At 60.8% G+C, this 18,595-nt stretch carries 19 protein-coding genes; 1 reads left to right on the top strand and 18 read right to left on the bottom strand.

Annotated elements, in window-relative coordinates; translation table 11 throughout:
• Window positions 1-955: 955 nt before the first annotated feature.
• The 15 genes from E4P32_RS20045 to E4P32_RS19975 all read right to left on the bottom strand — a co-directional run bounded on the left by E4P32_RS20045 (window position 956) and on the right by E4P32_RS19975 (window position 15,193).
• Window positions 956-1,570: a HupE/UreJ family protein gene (locus E4P32_RS20045; RefSeq protein ID WP_116436028.1), complete on the bottom strand. Its 615-nt coding sequence runs from the start codon at window positions 1,568-1,570 to the stop codon at window positions 956-958.
• Window positions 1,571-1,646: 76 nt separating this feature from the next.
• Complete coding sequence (gene ureG / locus E4P32_RS20040) at window positions 1,647-2,276, bottom strand: urease accessory protein UreG (RefSeq protein WP_116436027.1); 630 nt, start codon at window positions 2,274-2,276, stop codon at window positions 1,647-1,649.
• A 77-nt stretch (window positions 2,277-2,353) separates the two neighbouring features.
• The gene (locus E4P32_RS20035; protein WP_116436026.1) at window positions 2,354-3,034 is read right to left on the bottom strand and encodes an urease accessory UreF family protein; all 681 of its coding nucleotides are present in this window, start codon (window positions 3,032-3,034) and stop codon (window positions 2,354-2,356) included.
• A gap of 22 nt (window positions 3,035-3,056) precedes the next feature.
• Window positions 3,057-3,566 carry an urease accessory protein UreE gene (gene ureE, locus E4P32_RS20030; protein ID WP_116436025.1) on the bottom strand — a complete coding sequence of 170 codons (510 nt, stop codon included), beginning with the start codon at window positions 3,564-3,566 and terminating at the stop codon, window positions 3,057-3,059.
• Window positions 3,567-3,575: 9 nt separating this feature from the next.
• A complete protein-coding gene (ureC, locus tag E4P32_RS20025; protein WP_116436024.1) occupies window positions 3,576-5,276 on the bottom strand; it encodes an urease subunit alpha in 1,701 nt (566 codons plus the stop codon).
• Window positions 5,276-5,599, bottom strand: a complete 324-nt coding sequence (locus tag E4P32_RS20020) for an urease subunit beta (protein ID WP_116436023.1) — start codon at window positions 5,597-5,599, stop codon at window positions 5,276-5,278. Before E4P32_RS20020 ends, ureC begins: the two co-directional genes overlap by 1 nt.
• An 11-nt stretch (window positions 5,600-5,610) precedes the next feature.
• Entirely contained in the window at window positions 5,611-5,913 is a 303-nt protein-coding gene (locus tag E4P32_RS20015) for an urease subunit gamma (RefSeq protein ID WP_116436022.1), read from the bottom strand.
• A gap of 32 nt (window positions 5,914-5,945) precedes the next feature.
• A complete protein-coding gene (locus tag E4P32_RS20010; protein ID WP_116436021.1) occupies window positions 5,946-6,848 on the bottom strand; it encodes an urease accessory protein UreD in 903 nt (300 codons plus the stop codon).
• A 135-nt stretch (window positions 6,849-6,983) separates the two neighbouring features.
• Complete coding sequence (gene urtE / locus E4P32_RS20005) at window positions 6,984-7,682, bottom strand: urea ABC transporter ATP-binding subunit UrtE (protein ID WP_116436020.1); 699 nt, start codon at window positions 7,680-7,682, stop codon at window positions 6,984-6,986.
• Window positions 7,683-7,714: 32 nt separating this feature from the next.
• Window positions 7,715-8,569 carry an urea ABC transporter ATP-binding protein UrtD gene (gene urtD, locus E4P32_RS20000; RefSeq protein WP_116436019.1) on the bottom strand — a complete coding sequence of 285 codons (855 nt, stop codon included), beginning with the start codon at window positions 8,567-8,569 and terminating at the stop codon, window positions 7,715-7,717.
• Window positions 8,566-9,690, bottom strand: a complete 1,125-nt coding sequence (urtC, locus tag E4P32_RS19995) for an urea ABC transporter permease subunit UrtC (protein WP_116436018.1) — start codon at window positions 9,688-9,690, stop codon at window positions 8,566-8,568. Before urtC ends, urtD begins: the two co-directional genes overlap by 4 nt.
• Window positions 9,687-11,303, bottom strand: coding sequence for an urea ABC transporter permease subunit UrtB (urtB, locus tag E4P32_RS19990; RefSeq protein ID WP_116436017.1), 1,617 nt, complete (start codon window positions 11,301-11,303; stop codon window positions 9,687-9,689). The genes urtC and urtB overlap by 4 nt, the downstream gene beginning before the upstream one ends.
• 205 nt (window positions 11,304-11,508) lie before the next feature.
• Window positions 11,509-12,762 (bottom strand): urea ABC transporter substrate-binding protein, encoded by a 1,254-nt coding sequence (gene urtA / locus E4P32_RS19985; protein ID WP_116436016.1) that lies wholly within the window; start codon window positions 12,760-12,762, stop codon window positions 11,509-11,511.
• Window positions 12,763-12,996: 234 nt separating this feature from the next.
• Window positions 12,997-13,851, bottom strand: a complete 855-nt coding sequence (locus E4P32_RS19980; protein ID WP_116436015.1) for a ferritin-like domain-containing protein — start codon at window positions 13,849-13,851, stop codon at window positions 12,997-12,999.
• Between the two features lie 94 nt (window positions 13,852-13,945).
• On the bottom strand, window positions 13,946-15,193 hold the full coding sequence (locus tag E4P32_RS19975; RefSeq protein ID WP_233526735.1) for an MFS transporter: 1,248 nt from the start codon (window positions 15,191-15,193) through the stop codon (window positions 13,946-13,948).
• A gap of 108 nt (window positions 15,194-15,301) precedes the next feature.
• On the opposite strand from E4P32_RS19975, the gene E4P32_RS19970 reads away from it, so the two are divergent.
• Window positions 15,302-16,240 carry a LysR family transcriptional regulator gene (locus tag E4P32_RS19970; protein ID WP_116436014.1) on the top strand — a complete coding sequence of 313 codons (939 nt, stop codon included), beginning with the start codon at window positions 15,302-15,304 and terminating at the stop codon, window positions 16,238-16,240.
• A gap of 7 nt (window positions 16,241-16,247) precedes the next feature.
• Here E4P32_RS19970 and dapA read toward each other — a convergent pair whose 3' ends face one another.
• From dapA to E4P32_RS19955, 3 genes are all read right to left on the bottom strand, one after another.
• Window positions 16,248-17,117 carry a 4-hydroxy-tetrahydrodipicolinate synthase gene (dapA, locus tag E4P32_RS19965; protein WP_116436013.1) on the bottom strand — a complete coding sequence of 290 codons (870 nt, stop codon included), beginning with the start codon at window positions 17,115-17,117 and terminating at the stop codon, window positions 16,248-16,250.
• A gap of 326 nt (window positions 17,118-17,443) precedes the next feature.
• Complete coding sequence (locus E4P32_RS19960; protein ID WP_116436012.1) at window positions 17,444-18,130, bottom strand: HD domain-containing protein; 687 nt, start codon at window positions 18,128-18,130, stop codon at window positions 17,444-17,446.
• A gap of 218 nt (window positions 18,131-18,348) precedes the next feature.
• Window positions 18,349-18,561 (bottom strand): cold-shock protein, encoded by a 213-nt coding sequence (locus E4P32_RS19955; protein WP_053200149.1) that lies wholly within the window; start codon window positions 18,559-18,561, stop codon window positions 18,349-18,351.
• Between the last annotated feature and the right edge of the window lie 34 nt (window positions 18,562-18,595).

The following is an 18,595-nucleotide window of genomic DNA, read 5'->3' as shown; positions in this document are numbered from 1 at the left end:
TGAAACGACTTCGCGCCGATGATAGTGCTGCAACCAGTGTGAAAGTAGGTCATCGTCAGGCTATTAATTAAGCTTAAGCCCCATACCATCAGGTGTGGGGCTTTTTGCTGTCCGATTCATTTGTCAAATTGCTTCACTTCAGACACAATCCTCCTCGTCTTACCCCATCCAACGCCAACTCCTGGCGCCGTTTTACACCTCCCGGCCCTTCGGCTGCGCTTCCTTCTCCCCACCATCGCTTCGTTTCAGGCACATCCGCTTCGGCCACTCCGGCAAACTCACCCCAATCCACTCGCAAAACCACCAATACTCTTCCGGTTTCACGCGTAATTCGCGCCTACCAATAGCCTCCCACATCCTCTGTAACCTCTCAACTTCCGCGATCGCTCAGGAAATCCACCTCCCTCGGTCAAGATCTGACGCACGCACTTCCGCACCAGGATAAAGAATCTTCAAAAACCGGCCGGAATGAGCATTGTCTGGTCATCACTTTCCACTGGGTGGTGTCCAATCCGTGTGCCCCAAGTCCTCAAATAACGCAGGCGACATCCGCCAGACGAAAAAAACCGGCCAATGGCCGGTGGTCTTTTATAACTCACGCTACTGAAACGGACCCAGAAGGCGCCTCCTTTCATGGAACGCTATCGGTGCCGCAGCACCATTTCAGTCTGCTTGGACTCTGCGAGACGAAATGGAAATGCCCCGCAATGAAAGCCGTTGTGCACACTTTGGATGAAGTTGTGTCATTGATCTGAAAGAAGAGCAACGAAGCGGCATTAAATATCCGGACCATGGCACTCCCGGACGAGCTGGAATCCTGTTGACGCCAACACCCACTCCAAGCCACAAATCCGCTCCACAAACAAAAAGGGCCGCGTCGAAAACGCGGCCCTTTTATCGCATCATAAGTGGCGCCCAATATCCTCGAGCGCCAAGCTGATATCAGTTACATCAATTAACCAGCCGCCAACAGATAAGCGCCGACTGCAGCGATACCGATGCCGCCGATACGCACAACTTTATCGGCCATCTGTTTGCCGGCGAACAGGCCGATGCCAAGTCCTGTTGCGTGCAATAAAGCCGTAGCGAGCACGAAGCCAATGCCATACAGCGCAGCCGATGAACCGTGCGGCAACTCGCTGCCATGCGCATAGCCGTGGAACACGGCAAACAAGGAGACCACGACAGTGCTCGCCCACAACGGCATGCGCACGGCGAAGGCGATCAGCAAGCCAAGCACCGCGACAGAAGCGGCGATACCGGTTTCAGCGGCGGGGATGCTCAGGCCGGAAAACGCCAACAGCGCGCCAACCACCATCATCAACGGGAACGCCAACGGCAAGACCCACGTGGCCGAACGTTTATTCTGCGCCGCCCACAGGCCGACCGCCAGCATCGCCAGCAAGTGATCGACACCTGAAAACGGATGGCTGAAGCCGGCGCCGAAGCTCATTGATGCGGACATCAGCGATTCCGGGTGGCCGGGATGCGCCAGCACGCTGGTGCTGGCCAGGGCCGCGATGGTCAATGCACTTGCGCGCGCGACAGTCTTGCTGGAAATACGAAACATGTTTTCTCTCCTTCGGATAAATCTTGTGAACGCGCTCACGCGCCAAACGAACCAGAATAGCTACCAGTCTTCAGCTTCACTTCTTCTCATCCAGCAAGCCCTGCTTGCGGATGTATTCAATTACTGTCTCGACGCCGTCGCCGCTACGCAAATTGGTAAACACGAACGGCCGGTCGCCGCGCATGCGCTTGGCGTCCTGCGCCATGATGTCCAGGTTGGCGCCGACGTAAGGCGCCAGATCGGTCTTGTTGATGATCAACAGATCTGAACGGGTAATGCCTGGGCCGCCCTTGCGTGGAATCTTCTCGCCGCCGGCGACGTCGATCACGTAAATGGTCAGGTCCGACAATTCGGGGCTGAACGTCGCCGCCAGATTGTCGCCGCCGGATTCTACCAGTATCAGGTCCAGATCCGGGAAATCTGCGCTCATGCGCGCGATCGCTTCAAGGTTGATGGACGCGTCTTCGCGAATCGCCGTGTGCGGGCATCCACCGGTCTCCACGCCCATCAAACGGTCGGCCGGCAACGCATCGGCGCGCAACAGAATTTCCATGTCCTCCTTGGTGTAGATGTCATTGGTGATGACCGCCATGTCGTAATGGTCGCGCATGCGCTTGCACAGCATTTCACACAGCGCCGTCTTGCCGGAGCCGACCGGGCCGCCGATGCCGACGCGCAATGGATTGGGAGAGGATGGGTTGCTCATGTTTATCTCGATTAAAAACGGATTCTATAAAAATTCAAATGGCTCTGATCGACCAATCGACCAATACAACGGCCATACTAAGAGCGGTACAAGCGGCTGTACTGTACTTCATGCTGCATCGACAGCAGCGACAAGCCCGGGGACCAATTCGACAATTCATCATCAGCCAGCGCTTGCGCGGTCTGCGCTGCCGCCTCGAGCTCCGGCTGCAGGGACAACAGCAAACGTTGGCCGGCGACCTGGCCCAGCGGCACTGACTTGACGCAGACCAACACCTGATTCTCCGCCCAGGCGAACAGCATGCCGAGCAGGGCTGCCTCGTGCGGTACGTTCAGCGCCACAGCAGCGTAGGCCAACGCCGTCGGCAACGGGACCTCGCCTTGCGCCTGCATCAGTTCAAGTAAACATTCATCGCCGATCTTCAGATCGATGGCCAGTTTGCTCAGCGAATATCCCATCTGTATGGTCTCGGCGCGGAATTCCGCCGTGTCGCGCGCGGCGATGAAACGCTCATTCCACAAAGCGACGCCATCGGCATTGCGTTCCGCAAAGGCCTGCAACAAGCGCCACAAAATCGGCGCTTCAAACCGTGCAACGACTTCGTGCAGCGAATCGACAATCCACGCGCGCGCACCGGCTTCGTTCTTCACGGTGCCGTTTTCAATGGCGGCCTCCAGCCCCTGCGAATAGCTGTACGCGCCGATCGGCAGCGACGGGCTGGTCAGCTGGAGCAAATGGAGCAGGGCCTGGGCTTGCATGGACGATTCGCGATTCAGGAAATCAGGACTTGTCGCCGGGGCGATGAATCTTTTGACGCACGGGAATCGGCGCCAGCGGATGATGATGATCGTCGCCATGATGGTGATGGCCGCCGCCATAGGCGCCCGATTCGGGCTCGAAGGCGGCTTCTTCTTCAACCACCAGCGCGCCCAGACCCTCCAGCATTTCCTTCAGCACCGGATCCTTGCGAATGCGCAGGAATCCTTCGCCGACTTGCGCCTGGGTGTGGCGATTGCCGAGATGGAACGCGCAACGCAGCAACTGATGCGGCGAACTCGCTTCGACGCGATAAGTCGCCTCCTTGGCGGCGTTGATTTTCACCACGCGGCCATCGTCGCCGCGCAGCAGATCGCCGTTGCGCAGCACCGTACCGCGCACGGTAAAGACAGCGACATCCTCGCCGGACAGCAGGGTCGCGCGCAGGCGGCTCTTCTCGCGCTGGTCGTAAGGCAACAGCAATTCGCCGTCGATCTTCTCGGCGTGTTCGATCTTGGTGTTCAGGGTCAGCATAATTATTCTTCAGAACAGGAAATAACGTTGCGCCAGCGGCAGCACCTTGGCCGGTTCGCACACCAGCAACTCGCCGTCGGCGCGCACTTCGTAGGTTTCGGAATCGACTTCCATCCTTGGCGTCGCGCCGTTGTGGATCATGTCGCGCTTGCGCAGATTGCGCATGCCCTTGACCGGAACGACCGGCTTGTTCAGCTTGAGCATGTCACCGATGCCGGCGTCAAAAGCGGATTGCGACACAAACGTCATCGAGGTCTTCAAGCCGCCGCCATAGGCGCCGAACATCATGCGGTAGTGCACCGGTTGCGGTGTCGGGATGGAGGCATTCGGATCGCCCATCTGCGCCGCCGCGATCATGCCGCTCTTCAGAATCATCGATGGCTTGACGCCGAAGAAGGCCGGTTTCCACAATACGATGTCGGCGACCTTGCCGACTTCCAGCGAACCGACCACATGCGAAATGCCGTGCGTGATCGCCGGGTTGATCGTGTACTTGGCGATGTAGCGTTTGACGCGGAAATTGTCGTGGCGCGACGGATCTTCCGCCAGCGAGCCGCGTTGTGTCTTCATCTTGTGCGCGGTCTGCCAGGTGCGCATGATCACTTCGCCGACGCGGCCCATCGCCTGCGAGTCGGACGACATCATCGAGATCGCGCCGATGTCGTGCAGGATGTCTTCTGCGGCAATCGTCTCGCGACGGATGCGTGATTCGGCGAAAGCGATGTCTTCAGCGATGGCGGGATCCAGGTGATGGCACACCATCAGCATGTCCAGATGTTCGTCCAGCGTATTGACGGTGTAGGGACGCGTCGGATTGGTCGACGACGGCAAGACATTGCCTTGTCCCACGGCCGCGATGATGTCCGGTGCGTGACCGCCGCCTGCGCCTTCAGTGTGGAAGGTATGGATGGTGCGGTCCTTGAACGCGGCAAGCGTATGTTCGAGGAAACCGCCTTCGTTGAGCGTGTCGCTATGGATCGCCACCTGCACGTCGAGACGATCCGCCACCGACAGGCAGTTATCGATTGCAGCCGGCGTCGAGCCCCAGTCTTCATGCAGCTTCAAGCCGATGGCGCCGGCGTGGACTTGTTCTTCCAGCGGCGTCGGCAGGCTGACGTTACCCTTGCCGAGGAAGCCCAGATTCATCGGAAACGCATCCGCCGCCGACAGCATCGAATGGATGTGCCAGGGACCCGGCGTACACGTCGTCGCCGCGGTGCCGACTGCCGGCCCGGTACCGCCGCCGATCATGGTGGTGACGCCGCTCATGAGCGCTTCTTCGATTTGCTGCGGGCAAATGAAGTGGATGTGCGTGTCAACGCCGCCTGCCGTGACGATCATGCCTTCACCGGCGATGATTTCCGTCGCACCGCCGATGGCCATGGTGACGTCGGGCTGGATGTCCGGATTGCCGGCCTTGCCGATGGCCGCGATCTTGCCACCCTTGAGGCCGATGTCGGCCTTGACGATGCCCCAGTGGTCGACGATCACGGCGTTGGTGATCACCGTGTCCATGACGTCTTTATAGTTGCGCTGAGACTGGCCCATGCCGTCTCGGATCACCTTGCCGCCGCCGAACTTGACCTCTTCGCCATAGGTCGTGAAATCCTTCTCGACCTCGATGAACAACTCGGTATCGGCCAGACGCAAACGGTCGCCGACGGTAGGGCCGAACATCTCGGCATAAGCCTGACGTGAAATCTTGGCCATTATTTATTTCCCTTCTTGTCGAGTGCGCCCATCACCTTGGCGTTGAAACCGTAGACCTTGCGATCACCGGCCAGCGCCACCAGTTCCACCGTACGTTCCTGGCCTGGCTCAAAGCGGACCGCGGTGCCGGCGGCGATGTTGAGGCGCATGCCGTAGCCGATCTGGCGGTCGAATTTCAGCGCCGGATTGGTCTCGAAAAAGTGAAAATGCGATCCGATCTGAATCGGACGGTCGCCGCTGTTGGCCACCGTTACTGTCGCCGTAGCACGGCCGACGTTGAGTTCGATGTCGCCCGGCTCAACCAGCATTTCTCCTGGAATCATGATGGCGCCTCTTAAGGAATGGGGTGATGAACCGTAACGAGCTTGCTGCCGTCGGGGAACGTTGCTTCGACCTGGATATCGGGGATCATCTCCGCCACGCCATCCATGACGTCGGCGCGCGACAGGATCTTGGCGCCCTCGGACATCAGCTCGGCGACGGTGCGGCCGTCGCGTGCACCTTCCATGATGGCCGCCGTAATCAACGCCACCGCTTCCGGATAATTCAGTTTCAGGCCGCGCGCCTTGCGCCGTTCAGCCACTAGCGCCGCCGTGAAAATCAGCAGCTTGTCTTTTTCCCGTGGGGTCAGTTCCATGCGTTCTCCTTGATTCTGTCTGTGTTGCTTCTCTACGTATTCCAGATGCGTGGCACGATTGCTTCACGCTGCATCAATTCAGGACGGATGCGCTGCCATGCATGCGTCAGCCACTGTCGCGCAATCTGGCTGGAGTTGCCCAGATAGCGCAGCACCAAGACCTGCTTCATTTGCGTTGCTCCGCTGCGGCCGTCATTGGCCAGCGCACTGGTCAGCTCGCGCAGTTCGCCGAGGAAGGCGGCGTTGAGCGGCAGGCCCACGGCAATCAATGTCGCGCTTACCGTATAACCGGCCAGCGCCAAAGGACTCGTCATCGACGACGTACCCGCGCGCAGCGCGCCCTGCTCAAACCAGACCAGCTTGCCGCCGCGACGGATGCTGGTGCGCTGGCTGACACGGCCGCTATTAAAAGATTCACCCGACGCGGTGCGGCCGAAGCACAGGATCTCGCCGCCGATATAGGTCGCATCAGCGGCCAGCTCGACCTGGTGTTCCATGCGCACGTCGGCATCGTTGAAGAAGATGGTTTCCTGTGGCAGCCATTCCAGCGCCGCGCCGGCGGTCGCCGCCAGCGCCACTTGCTGTTGCGAGACAAAGCCGTTGGCGCGATACCATTTGCCGGCGCCCGGCGTGGTCAGCAGCGCATGCGCGTTGTCGCCGACATGTGCGGAAATGTTCAGCACGTCGCCACCAAGAATGCCGCCCGGCGGGTGCACGATGACCGCATGGCAGACGGCGGGATGTTCGGGATACAGCGGCTTCTGCACGCGCAGCGGACCGAAGTGGCTGCGCTCGATCATGCGCGTGGTGCCGGCATCGTCGGCGAAGCCCAGCGTCAGCCGCGCCTGTTGATGGCGCGAAGCAATGGCGACGACGGTGGCGGCGGTCTGGCCAGATTCCGTGACGGCAGCAGCAGGATCGATGATGCGTTTCATGCAATGTTCTGATTGTGCGACGTGAGGATGGAGCTGCGGCGTGGACGTTCGTTTATAGCAGACCTGTAAGCAAAACGCACGCCGCGAACGTCTCCGGGCTTGATAATCCGGCAACACGGCGTACGTAACCGGGGCCTACACCGCCAGGTGCTTCTTCACGTCTTCGTTGTCCATCTCCGCCTGCACGCCCGAGGCCACCACTTCGCCGCGCGACATGACGACAAAGGTGTCGGCCAGCTCGCGTGCAAAATCGAAGTACTGCTCGCACAACAAGATGCCGATGTCGCCGCGCTGGCGCAGCAGGCTGATCACGCGGCCGATGTCCTTGATGATCGACGGCTGGATGCCTTCGGTCGGCTCATCGAGGATGATCAGTTTCGGCTCGGCCAGCAGTGCGCGGGCGATCGCCAGTTGTTGTTGCTGCCCGCCCGACAGATCGCCGCCGCGACGGTGCAGCATTTCCTTCAGCACCGGGAACAGTTCGTACACTTCGCCCTTGATCGTCGACGCCTTGCGGCCGGACTTGGTGGCCATGCCCATCAGCAGGTTTTCTTCCACGGTCAGGCGCGCAAAGATCTCACGGCCCTGCGGCACATACGCAATCCCCAGTCCTGCACGTTGATGCGGCTTGAGTTTGGTGATGTCCTTGCCTTCCAGCGTGACGTTGCCGGCCGCGACCGGCAGGACGCCCATCAGGCATTTCAGCAGTGTCGTCTTGCCCACGCCGTTGCGGCCGAGCAGCGACAGGCACTTGCCCTTTTCGACATTGATCGACACGCCGCGCAAGGTGTGCGCGGCACCGTAGTATTGGTTCAGTTGATTGACTTGCAGCATATTCTTCTCGTCCCGGGTTTAGAGCGCTACTCTCAGCGGCCTAAGTACACTTCAATCACGCGATCATCCGATTGCACCTGCTGCATGGTGCCTTCGGCCAGTAACGAGCCTTCGTGCAACACGGTGACTTTGCCGCCTTGCGAAATCTCTTCGACGAAGCCCATGTCGTGTTCGACCACCATGATCGAATGCTTGCCGCGCAGCTCGTTGAGCAGCTCGGCGGTGCGCACGGTTTCGGCGTCGGACATGCCGGCCACCGGTTCGTCCAGCAGCAGCAATTGCGGTTCCTGCATCAGCAGCATGCCGATTTCCAGCCACTGCTTCTGGCCGTGCGAGAGCAGGCCAGCGACGCGGTTTTCCTGGCCGTTCAGACGGATCAGTTTGAGGATCTCTTCGATCTTGCCGATCTGTTCCGAGTTCAGGCGCGCGAACAAGGTCGTCTTCACGCGCTTGTCCATCTTCATCGCCATTTCCAGATTTTCGAAAACCGAATGTTGCTCGAACACCGTCGGCCGCTGGAACTTGCGGCCGATGCCGGCGTGGGCGATTTCGTATTCGGTCATCCTGGTCAGATCGATGCTCTGGCCGAAGAACGCCGTGCCCGCCGTCGGTCGCGTCTTGCCGGTGATGACGTCCATCATGGTGGTCTTGCCGGCGCCGTTGGGACCGATGATGCAACGCAGTTCGCCGACCGAGATGTCGAGGTTCAGGTTGTTGATCGCCTTGAAACCGTCGAACGTCACTGTGATGTTTTCCAGGTACAGGATGGCGCCGTGCGTGGTGTCGACACCTTCCGGTTTGATGCGTGCGTACGAAGTGCCGTGGTCGGCGTGCTGACCGTTATCGACGCTGTCTTGCGGCGCGGCGCGGTTATACATTTCGCTCATGCGGCCTCCTTGATGCGATCTTTCGGGTCTTGCTTCTTGAGTTTCTTGACCAGTCCCAGAATGCCTTGCGGCAGGAACAGCGTCACCAGGATAAAGATCAGACCCAGTGCAAACAGCCACAGATCCGGGAAGGCGGCGGTGAACCAGCTCTTCAGACCGTTGACGGTGAACGCGCCGATGATCGGGCCGATCAGCGAACCACGTCCGCCGACGGCGGCCCAGATCACCATTTCAATCGAGTTGGCCGGCGACATTTCCGACGGGTTGATGATGCCGACCTGCGGCACATACAGCGCACCGGCAATGCCGCACAACACCGCCGACAAGGTCCACACGAACAGCTTGAACCACAGCGGGTTGTAGCCGATGAACATCAGCCGCGATTCGGAGTCACGCACGCCCTGCAGCACGCGGCCCAGCTTCGACGTCACGATGGCGCGGCACAGCAGCAGCGAGCCGAGCAGGAAGGCCAGCGTCACCAGGTACAGCACCGCCTTGGTCGACGGCGCCGTGATGGTGTAGCCGAGGATGCGCTTGAAGTCGGTGAAACCGTTGTTGCCGCCGAAGCCGGTGTCATTGCGGAAGAACAGCAGCATGAAGGCGAAGGTCATCGCTTGCGTGATGATCGAGAAGTACACGCCCTTGATGCGCGAACGGAAGGCGAAGTAACCGAACACGAAGGCCAGCACGCCAGGCACCAGCACCACCAGCAGCATGGCGAACCAGAAGTGCTCGGTCATCCACCAGTACCACGGATAGGCTTTCCAGTTGAGGAACACCATGAAGTCCGGCAGGTCGCTCTGATACACGCCGTCGTGGCCGATGGCGCGCATCAGGTACATGCCGTGCGCATAGCCGCCCAGCGCGAAGAACACGCCGTGGCCGAGCGACAGGATGCCGGTGTAGCCCCACACCAGATCCAGCGCCAGCGCCGCCATCGCGTAGCACATGAACTTGCCGATCAGCGCGATGGTGTAGCTGGAGATGGACAGCGGATGGCCGGCCGGGAGAAGCAGATTCAAGATCGGCAGCAGCCCGAGGATCACGGTAAAGACCACGATCCCGATCCAGGCCGGACGCGAAAACAGCGAAGGTTTCAATGGGAGATTGAGGGTACTCATTCCACGCTCCTGCCTTTCAGTGCAAACAGGCCTTGCGGGCGCTTTTGGATAAACACGATGATGAACACGAGGATGGCGATCTTGGCCAGCACGGCGCCGGCGACCGGCTCCAGGAATTTGTTCACCTCGCCCAGACCGAACGCGGCGATCACGGTGCCCGCCAGTTGGCCGACGCCGCCCAGCACCACCACCATGAAGGAGTCGACGATGTAACCCTGGCCGAGGTCGGGGCCGACATTGCCAAGCTGCGACAAGGCCACGCCGCCGAGACCGGCGATGCCGCAGCCGAGGCCGAAGGTCATCATGTCGATCTTGCCGGTCGAGACGCCCACGCAATCGGCCATGCGGCGGTTTTGCGTGACTGCGCGCACGAACAGGCCGAGGCGAGTCTTGTTCAGGATCAGCCACACCGCGAACACCACGAACAGCGCGAAGAAGATGATCACTATGCGGTTGTACGACAGCACCAGCGAACCCAGCACCGTGATGCCGCCCGACATCCAGCTCGGATTGGCGACTTCGACGTTTTGCGCGCCGAAGATGGAACGCACGGCCTGCATCAGCATCAGGCTGATGCCCCAGGTGCACAGCAGGGTTTCGAGTGGGCGGCCGTAGAGCCAGCGAATCACCAGGCGTTCCAGCGCAATGCCGACGGCTGCTGCAACGATGAAGGCGGCCGGCAACGCGACCACGATGTAGGCGTCAATCGCGCCCGGGAAGAATTTGCGGAACACCAGCTGGCACACGTAAGTCGTGTAGGCGCCGATCATCAGCAGTTCGCCGTGCGCCATGTTGATGATGCCCATCAGGCCGAAGGTGATCGCCAGGCCGAGCGCGGCCAGCAGCAGCACGCTGCCCAGCGAGACGCCGTAGAACAGCTTGCCGACGAATTCAGTGATGGACAGGTGGCGGTCCAGTGCCGACATCGTGCGGACTGCTTCGATGCGCACGCCTTCGTCGGGTTCAACATAGCTGCCGTCGGGATTCTTGGCCAGCATCTGTTCCAGCACCGGTTTCAGGTTGGCGTTGGTGGTGTCGGCCAGCGCTTTGACGGCGGCCTTGCGTGCGGCTGCGTCAGGCGCATGCAGGTTGGCGGTGGCGACGACTTGCTTCAACACTTCCTGGATTTGCGGATCTTTCTCGGCAGCGAGCGCCTTGCTGATCAGCGGCGTCTGTGCGGCGTCGGCGGTCTTCAGCAATTCGGTCGCGGCAGTCAGGCGCGTAGCGCGGTCCGGCGAGAACAGCTTGAGGCCGGACAAGGCGCCTTCGACCACGCCGCGCAGGCGATTGTTGACGGTGATACCTTCGGCGTCGTCCGGCGCCGGGCCGGTCTTGTCGGTGGCGGGATTGAAGGCGTCGCTGTCTTCGATGATCAGCACGTCGCCGGCAGGCGTGGCGTACAGGGCATCGCTGTTGATGGCGTTGAGGATCTTTTGCGCGTCGGCATTGGCCAGCGCAGCAATCTGCGTGACGGCGGCGATGCGCGCATCAGGGTCGTCGCCGGCCAGCGGCTTGAGCAGCGCCGGATCGATCGCGGCATGCGCGCTGATCGCCTGGGTGCACAGCCAGCCTGTCAGCAAGGCGGACGTAATTATCTTGGGGAGAAGTCTCATGGTTCTTTTCGGTGGCAAGGCAAGACGGAAAGAAAGTCGGTCTCACGACGCTTATCTGAGATTCATGCATGCGATTCCGGAGATGGAACCGCCGCAGTGATTGCACCGGACGGGATGTCGGACGCCCGGTGCAAGGTCTTGCAAACCGCTGCATGGAACATGCAGCGGGGACTGCTCAGCTAACCAAACATGGCAAGCGACTGCATTACATCTTTTGCTTGCTCTCGTTGCCCGGGATGTATGGGCTCCATGGTTGCGCACGGATGGTGGTCTTGGTCTTGTTGACCACGTTGAACTGACCGTCGGCCTTGATTTCGCCGATCATCACTGGTTTGTGCAGGTGATGGTTGGTCTTGTCCATTTCCAGCGTGTAACCGGACGGCGCCTTGAAGGTCTGGCCGCCCATCGCTGCGATCACCTTGTCGGTGTCGGTGGTCTTGGCTTTTTCAACTGCTTGCTTCCACATGTAGATACCGACGTAAGTCGCTTCCATCGGATCGTTGGTCACGACGGTGTCGGCGTTCGGCAGACCCTTGGCCTTGGCGTAGGCTTTCCACTTCTTGATGAAGGCGGTGTTGACCGGGTTCTTCACGGATTCGAAGTAGTTCCAGGCAGCCAGATGGCCGACCAGCGGTTTTGCGTCAACGCCGCGCAGTTCTTCTTCACCCACCGAGAACGCCACGACAGGCACGTCGGTCGCCTTCAGGCCGGCATTGCCCAGTTCCTTGTAGAACGGCACGTTGGAGTCGCCGTTGATGGTCGAGATCACTGCAGTCTTGCCGCCGGCTGCGAACTTCTTGATGTTGGCGACGATGGTCTGGTAATCGGAGTGACCGAACGGTGTGTAGACTTCATCAATGTCGGAATCCTTCACGCCCTTGCTATGCAGGAAGGCGCGCAGAATCTTGTTGGTCGTGCGTGGGTACACATAGTCGGTGCCCAGCAGGACGAAACGCTTGGCGCCGCCGCCTTCTTTCGACATCAGGTATTCGGTGGCAGGGATGGCTTGCTGGTTAGGCGCTGCGCCGGTGTAGAAGACGTTCTTTTCCAGCTCTTCGCCTTCATATTGCACAGGGTAGAACAACAGGCTGTTCAATTCCTTGAAGACCGGGAGGACAGACTTGCGCGAGACCGAAGTCCAGCAGCCGAACACGACGGAAACCTTGTCTTGCGAAATCAGCTGGCGCGCTTTTTCAGCGAACAGAGGCCAGTTGGATGCTGGGTCAACGATCACGGGCTCGAGCTTCTTGCCCATGACGCCGCCATTGGCGTTGATTTCATCGATCGTCATCAGCGCCACATCTTTGAGCGATGTTTCGGAGATGGCCATGGTGCCCGACAGCGAATGCAGGATGCCGACCTTGATGGTGTCCGCGGCGAACGCGGCGGGGAGCCAGGAGGATGCTGCAAGTGCGAACGCGCCGAGTGCTGTTGCTTTTAGGATAGTGCGACGTGACATGAAGTGCTCCCTACAGTTAGAAGAATCAATGAGAGTTTGTTGACTGCCTTCCTGCTTTAGCAGAATGCGTGCCAATGACAATTCGTCAATCTCTCTCGATTTTTCCGGCTTTGCAGAAGCGGACGCGCGCTATCGCACCATTTTAGTGATGATGAAAATGGAGTCGGTGCGTTGTCGTGCGATTTGCGACGATTTGCCCCAAAACGGCGCAAATCGGCGGACTGGTGTTTGCTTTTAGCGCAAAAACACGTAATGCATCAGTTGACGGATCGGATATTGCACCCAGCTTTGCACCTTGGGCGGCAGCTCCAAGGGACGCAAAATCATCTTCAACGTCATGTCCGGCGTCAAATTGGTGCGCACGGTGGCGCTCATGCGCGCGCTCAGCTCTCTTATAAAGGCGACGTCGTCGGCGCGCGCCGGATCGCGGAATTTCAGCGCATGGCGGATGGCGCAGTCGGCGTCCTCGTTGCGCATTTCCAGCGTGCGGCGGCTCAGCGTACCCAGCACGCGCGAGCGGCCGATGCCTTCGCGCCGACGGTACTGGCGGAAGTATTGATAGAAATGCTTGTAGTGATTGACCTCGTCGTTGGAGATGCGCGCCGCCAGTTCCTGCAGCACCGGTTCCTGCACGCTGCGCGACAGCGCGCGGTAATAGGTGGCGGTGCCGGTCTCGACCACGCAGCGCGCCGCCATCTCCAGCGCCTTGGTCGGCTCCAGCAGTTCGACCTTGCAGTAGCCCGCGTACTCGGCGAGAAAGCTGTCGTAGGCTTGTTGCCAGTCGAATTCGGGCCAGACGTGCCCGACGTAGGCGCGTAAGGCCGCGCCGTGCTGCAACTCTTCCACTTCCCATTGCTCACGCAGCCAGGTCGCCACTTCCTCGTTGTCATGGAAGAAGTCGATCAGGTTGTGGGTATACAGATCGGAGCCGCTTTCGACGAACGAGGCGCAGGTCACCAGGTAGAAGGTGTTTTCATCGTGACGTACGCGCTGCAGATCGATGCGCGAAAAATCCAGATCGGCGATGCGCCAGCGCGGTTGGTAATGTTGATGCGGTTGGTGCGGTTGCTGCGATTCCTGGCTTGCCACGTTACCTCCTCGACAGATTGCGATAAAGGTATGACGAGACGTGCAAGCCTTGGTTCGCCGCCGCATGTTGGCGATTTGTAACAGCGCATCAGGTTCAGCGACCACGTTGTCCGTATGCCAAGCCGGTGATCGTCGCGGAGAACAGCAATTGCAGCAGGCACACCGCGCTCCAGCCGCCAAGCTTCCACGCCAATCCGGACAGCGCTGCGCCGATCGCGCCGCCGATAAACAGGAAGCCGACGAACAGGCCATTCAGGCGGCCGCGCAATTGTGGCGACAGCAGGTTGATCTTGCGGCGTTCCAGCGTCTGGTCGGCCGCCACGCCGCCGTCCAGCAGGATGGCGGCGACACCTAGCAGCACCAGCGCCAGGCCTGCGTGCGCATGGACGTCGAAGCCGCCCCAGCCGCTGCCGGCAACGCCTGCGATCAAGGCCGCCGCCAGCATCGCCAGATGACTGACATGGGACGCCAAGCGGCCACGGCCGCGATCGCCGGCCCGGCCTGCGAACGGGGTCGCGCACACGGCACTGGCGCCGACCAATGCGAACACGGCGATGCCGCCTGCGCCAAGTGAAAATGGTTGCTGCACCAGCAACAGCGCCACCGTGGTCCAGTAAGACATGTACGCCGCCATGCTGAGCGCGCCGGTCAGCGCGCCGTATTGCAGGACGCGCTCGCTGCACAGCAATTGCCACAGCGATTTCAGGATGTCGCGATAACCTTGGGTTTGTTGCGGATGACGTTCCGGCAATACGCGCGACAGCACCAGCGCCAGCAGCGCCACGATCAGCGCCAGCAAGCCGTACACGGTACGCCACCCGGCCACACTCGCCAGCCAGCCGGCCACCGGTCGCGACAGCATGATCCCCAGCATCAGGCCGCTCATGACGTTGCCAATCACGCGGCCGCGATGCGCTTCCTCGCTCATGAAGGCCGCCATCGGCACCAGCATCTGGATCGCGCTCGACAAGACGCCGGCCAGGAAAATCGCCGTCAGGAACAACCAGGTTTGCGCGCTGAACATGGCGATGCCCAGACAGGCGGCGCAGCCCGCCAGCAGCCGCACGATGAGGCGGCGATTTTCATGCAGATCGCTCAGCGGCACGATCAGGAACTGGCCGCAGGTATAGCCGAGCAGCGGCAGCATCGCGATCAGGCCGATGGCGCCGCCGGGGATGTGCATGGTCACGCCGATGGCGGCCAGCAGCGGTTGCACGGCGTAGAGATTGGTGACGATCACGCCGACCGCCGCAGCGAACAGCAGCGTCATCGCCGCGCTCATGTGCGTTGCCGGTGCGACGATCTTCGCAGGCGGTGGGGAAAGCTTGCTGCATTGTTCCATGGCGGCTCCAGGTGTTGCTGATGCTGTAGATGTTGCGGGAGGCCAGTATAGGTAGCGGCTAACTATGCGACAATTGAATTATTATCATAAACACTATGCGAGATTGTTTTGAACACGCGAGACCTGCAAGCCTACGTCGCCGTCATTGAAACCGGCTCCATCGTCGCCGCCGCCACGCGATTGCATCTGACGCAGCCGGGCATCACGCGCCGGGTGCAAAGCCTGGAAAGCATGCTTGGCGTCGAGCTGCTGGATCGCCAATCCAAGCCGCTCAAGCCGACATCGGCCGGACGCGATGTCTACGAAATGGGTCGCCGCGTGCTGGCTTCAGTCGACGACATGATCGATCGCGTGTCGCCGCATGCCGACGCCATCGGTGAACTTCGCCTGGGCGTGCCGCCGTTTTTGTCGGAGGCCGCATTGACCACACCGCTCGATTGCCTGCGCACCGAATTCCCGAAGCTGAGCGTGCGCGTGACCGCCGCCTGGTCACCCGGTTTGATGGAGATGCTGGAGAAAAACGTGATCGATGCTGCCGCCATCATCGTGCCCGACGGCGTGCCGCCGCCGGAGCGCTTCCAGGTTCACAAGCTGGGCCGCGAGCCGGCTCTGGTCGTGGCAGGGAAGTCGCTGAAGCTGCCGCGCGGCGAACTCACGCTGACCGAACTGGCGCAGCATTCATGGGTGCTCAATCAGGATGGTTGCGGCCTGCGCAGCGCGATCCGGCTGGCAGTCGAAGCGCGCCACCAACCGTTCACGGTGGCGGTCGAAGCCTTCGGCGCCGAGCTGCAATTGTCGCTGGTGGCGCGCGGCGTCGGCATCGGCATCACCACGCCGAGCGCGCTCAAGCGCAGCGCTTTCCGCAAGCAGATCCGCGTGCTGGCCGTGCCCGAGTTCGACAACGGCATGGGCGTCTGGCTGGTGCATGCGCCGGGTTTGGCCAGCGGCCGTCTGGCGGCGCCGCTGCTGCGCTTTCGCAGCAGCCTGGCCGACATCCTGCGCGAGCAGGGTATCGCCAGCGGCGCCGCCGTGACGGGTTTGCCCTAGCCGGACGCTACAGGCAACCGAGCCGCGACAACTCGCGGCGTAAGCCGTCGTGCAGCGCCGGCGAGCTTGCCAGCATCGGTGCGCGCAATTCGTCGCGCAGCATGCCCATCATGGCCAGCGCGGTCTTGATCACGGCCGGATTCGGCTCGGCGAACAGCAGGCGGATCAGCGGCAGTAATTCATAAAATTGTTCACGCGCTTCGACCAGACGCTGTGCCTGCACCAGCTGCGCCACGCGCACGAACAGGTCGGGACGGATGTGCGCCGCCGCCGTGATTGCGCCGCTGCCGCCGAGACATAGCGTGGTGAAAATCTGTTCGTCTTCTCCCGCCAGAATTTGCAAACCGCCATGCGCGATCAGGTCCATGGTGGCCGCTGCGCCGCCGCCGCAATCCTTGACGGCGACGATGCGTTCATGGTCGGCAAGCGCGAGGATGGTGGCGGCATCGATGTTGACGCCGCTGCGGTAGGGGATGTTGTAGACGATCACCGGGGCTTCGGCGGCGTCGGCCATGGCCAGGTAAAACGCGCGCAGGCCTTCCTGCGAAGGGCGGATGTAATACGGCGCCGGAATCAGCAATCCCGCGACCGGGCGCTGCTGGATTTTCTGCATCTTCTCCAGCATCGCGACCTGGCGATTGCCGGCCAGGCCCATCACCACCGGACAGCCCGGCACTGCATCGAGGATGGCATCGAGCACGGCCAGTTGTTCAGCGTCGTCGAGTGCGGCCGCTTCTGCGGTCGAGCCGCAGGCGACCAGGCCGGACACGCCGGCGTCGGACATGCTGCGCGCCAGCGCCTGCAAAGCGGGGAAATCGATCTTGCCGTCGTGGAAGGGCGTGACCAGGGGAATCCAGATACCGTCGAAAGAACGCATTGCTGCTCTCCATGAAAATGTACTGCATTACAGACCGTGAATGTCTGTCGGCAGGTTGCAAGGAGAGATGTAGCGAGGGGAACGTGTCCGGTCTGCATTGGCCATCCTGTCAGCCCACCTGACAGGACAGCGCGCCCCGGTCAGATGAGCGACTGTTTCTTTTGTTTACCGGCCGCGACGGTGCGTGCACGCGCTCGCGCAGCCAGTGCATACAGGCTGAGCGACAACAGGCAGGACAGGGCGACGATGAACATGAAGGATGAATGCAAAGTAAAACGATGGATTGATACGATGGATTTATTCTAGCAGCATTCCAAAAAATGGTTTCAGGCGCCTTCCCATTCCGCCAAAAAGCGGGTGCGGAAGTCGCGCAGCCATTGCACGCGTTGTTCGCCGAGGCGGCGGCCGGCGTCGGTTTGCATCGTCGCCGGCAGGGTTTCCAGTTTGCAGGCGATGTGATCGAGCGCATAGCGGCGATCATCCAGCGCGCGATGTTCGGCGCGCGCGTCGTCGGCATGCGCCAGCCTGCTGCCCATGCGGCCGGCGGTATAGAACAGGCGCGCCAACCCGACCGCACCGAGCGCGTCGAGACGATCGGCGTCCTGCACGATCTGCGCTTCGATGGTGGTCGGGGCAATGCCGGCGGAAAAGCTGTGCGCTTCGATGGCGTGTGCGACCGCGTCGAGTTGGTCCGCCGGGAAATCAAGTTGCTGCAAGTGCCGGCGCGCAAGCTGCGCCGCCTGGCGCGAGGCGAGATGGCGTTGCGGATCATCCTTGGGCAGATTGACCAGGTCGTGCAGATAGCAGGCGGCCTGCACCACCAGTGCATCGGCTTGCGGGTAATCGTCGAGCAGGATGCGCGCGGCTTGCCAGACGCGATGGAGGTGGTTGATGTCGTGCGCACCGTCGTCGGCATCGCTGATTGCGCCGGCCAGCGCAGTCAGTCGCTCAGACCAGTCTTGCCGGGAATTTTTTGGGAGATCTTGCAGGAGATTTTTTGAAGCAGGGGGCATGGGCGTCGCTGGAGAAAATCGCGGAACCGCGATGATAGCCGAAGCATGCCGGGTCCAAATGCAACAAAGCCCGCCGTAGCGAGCTTTGTCATTCCGCAGAAACTGCGGTGCCGGGAATTTTTCCATCAGCGACCCATGCTATCTGCGTGGTGCCGCCGGTTTGTCGATCCCGGACTTGGGTGTCGTGAAGACCTTGGCCTTCACGTCAGATCAAGCGATTAGATCGCTTTGATATTGGTAGCTTTTTCGCCCTTAGGGCCAGTGCCACGATCAAACGAGACGCGCTGGTTTTCGGCCAGGCTCTTGAAACCGTTCGATTGGATGTCCTGGAAATGCGCGAACAGATCGTCGCCGCCTTGATCAGGCGTGATGAAACCGAAACCCTTGGCATCGTTGAACCACTTGACCGTACCTGTTTGACTTGTAGACATGTTATTACTTCCTTGAAAAAAATGAGGGACAACG

The sequence above is a fragment of the Herbaspirillum sp. 3R11 genome (assembly GCF_004563925.1).
Taxonomy (GTDB): Bacteria; Pseudomonadota; Gammaproteobacteria; order Burkholderiales; family Burkholderiaceae_D; genus Herbaspirillum.
Note: the sequence above shows the minus strand (reverse complement) of the source record. Positions and strands in the feature narration are given on the sequence as shown.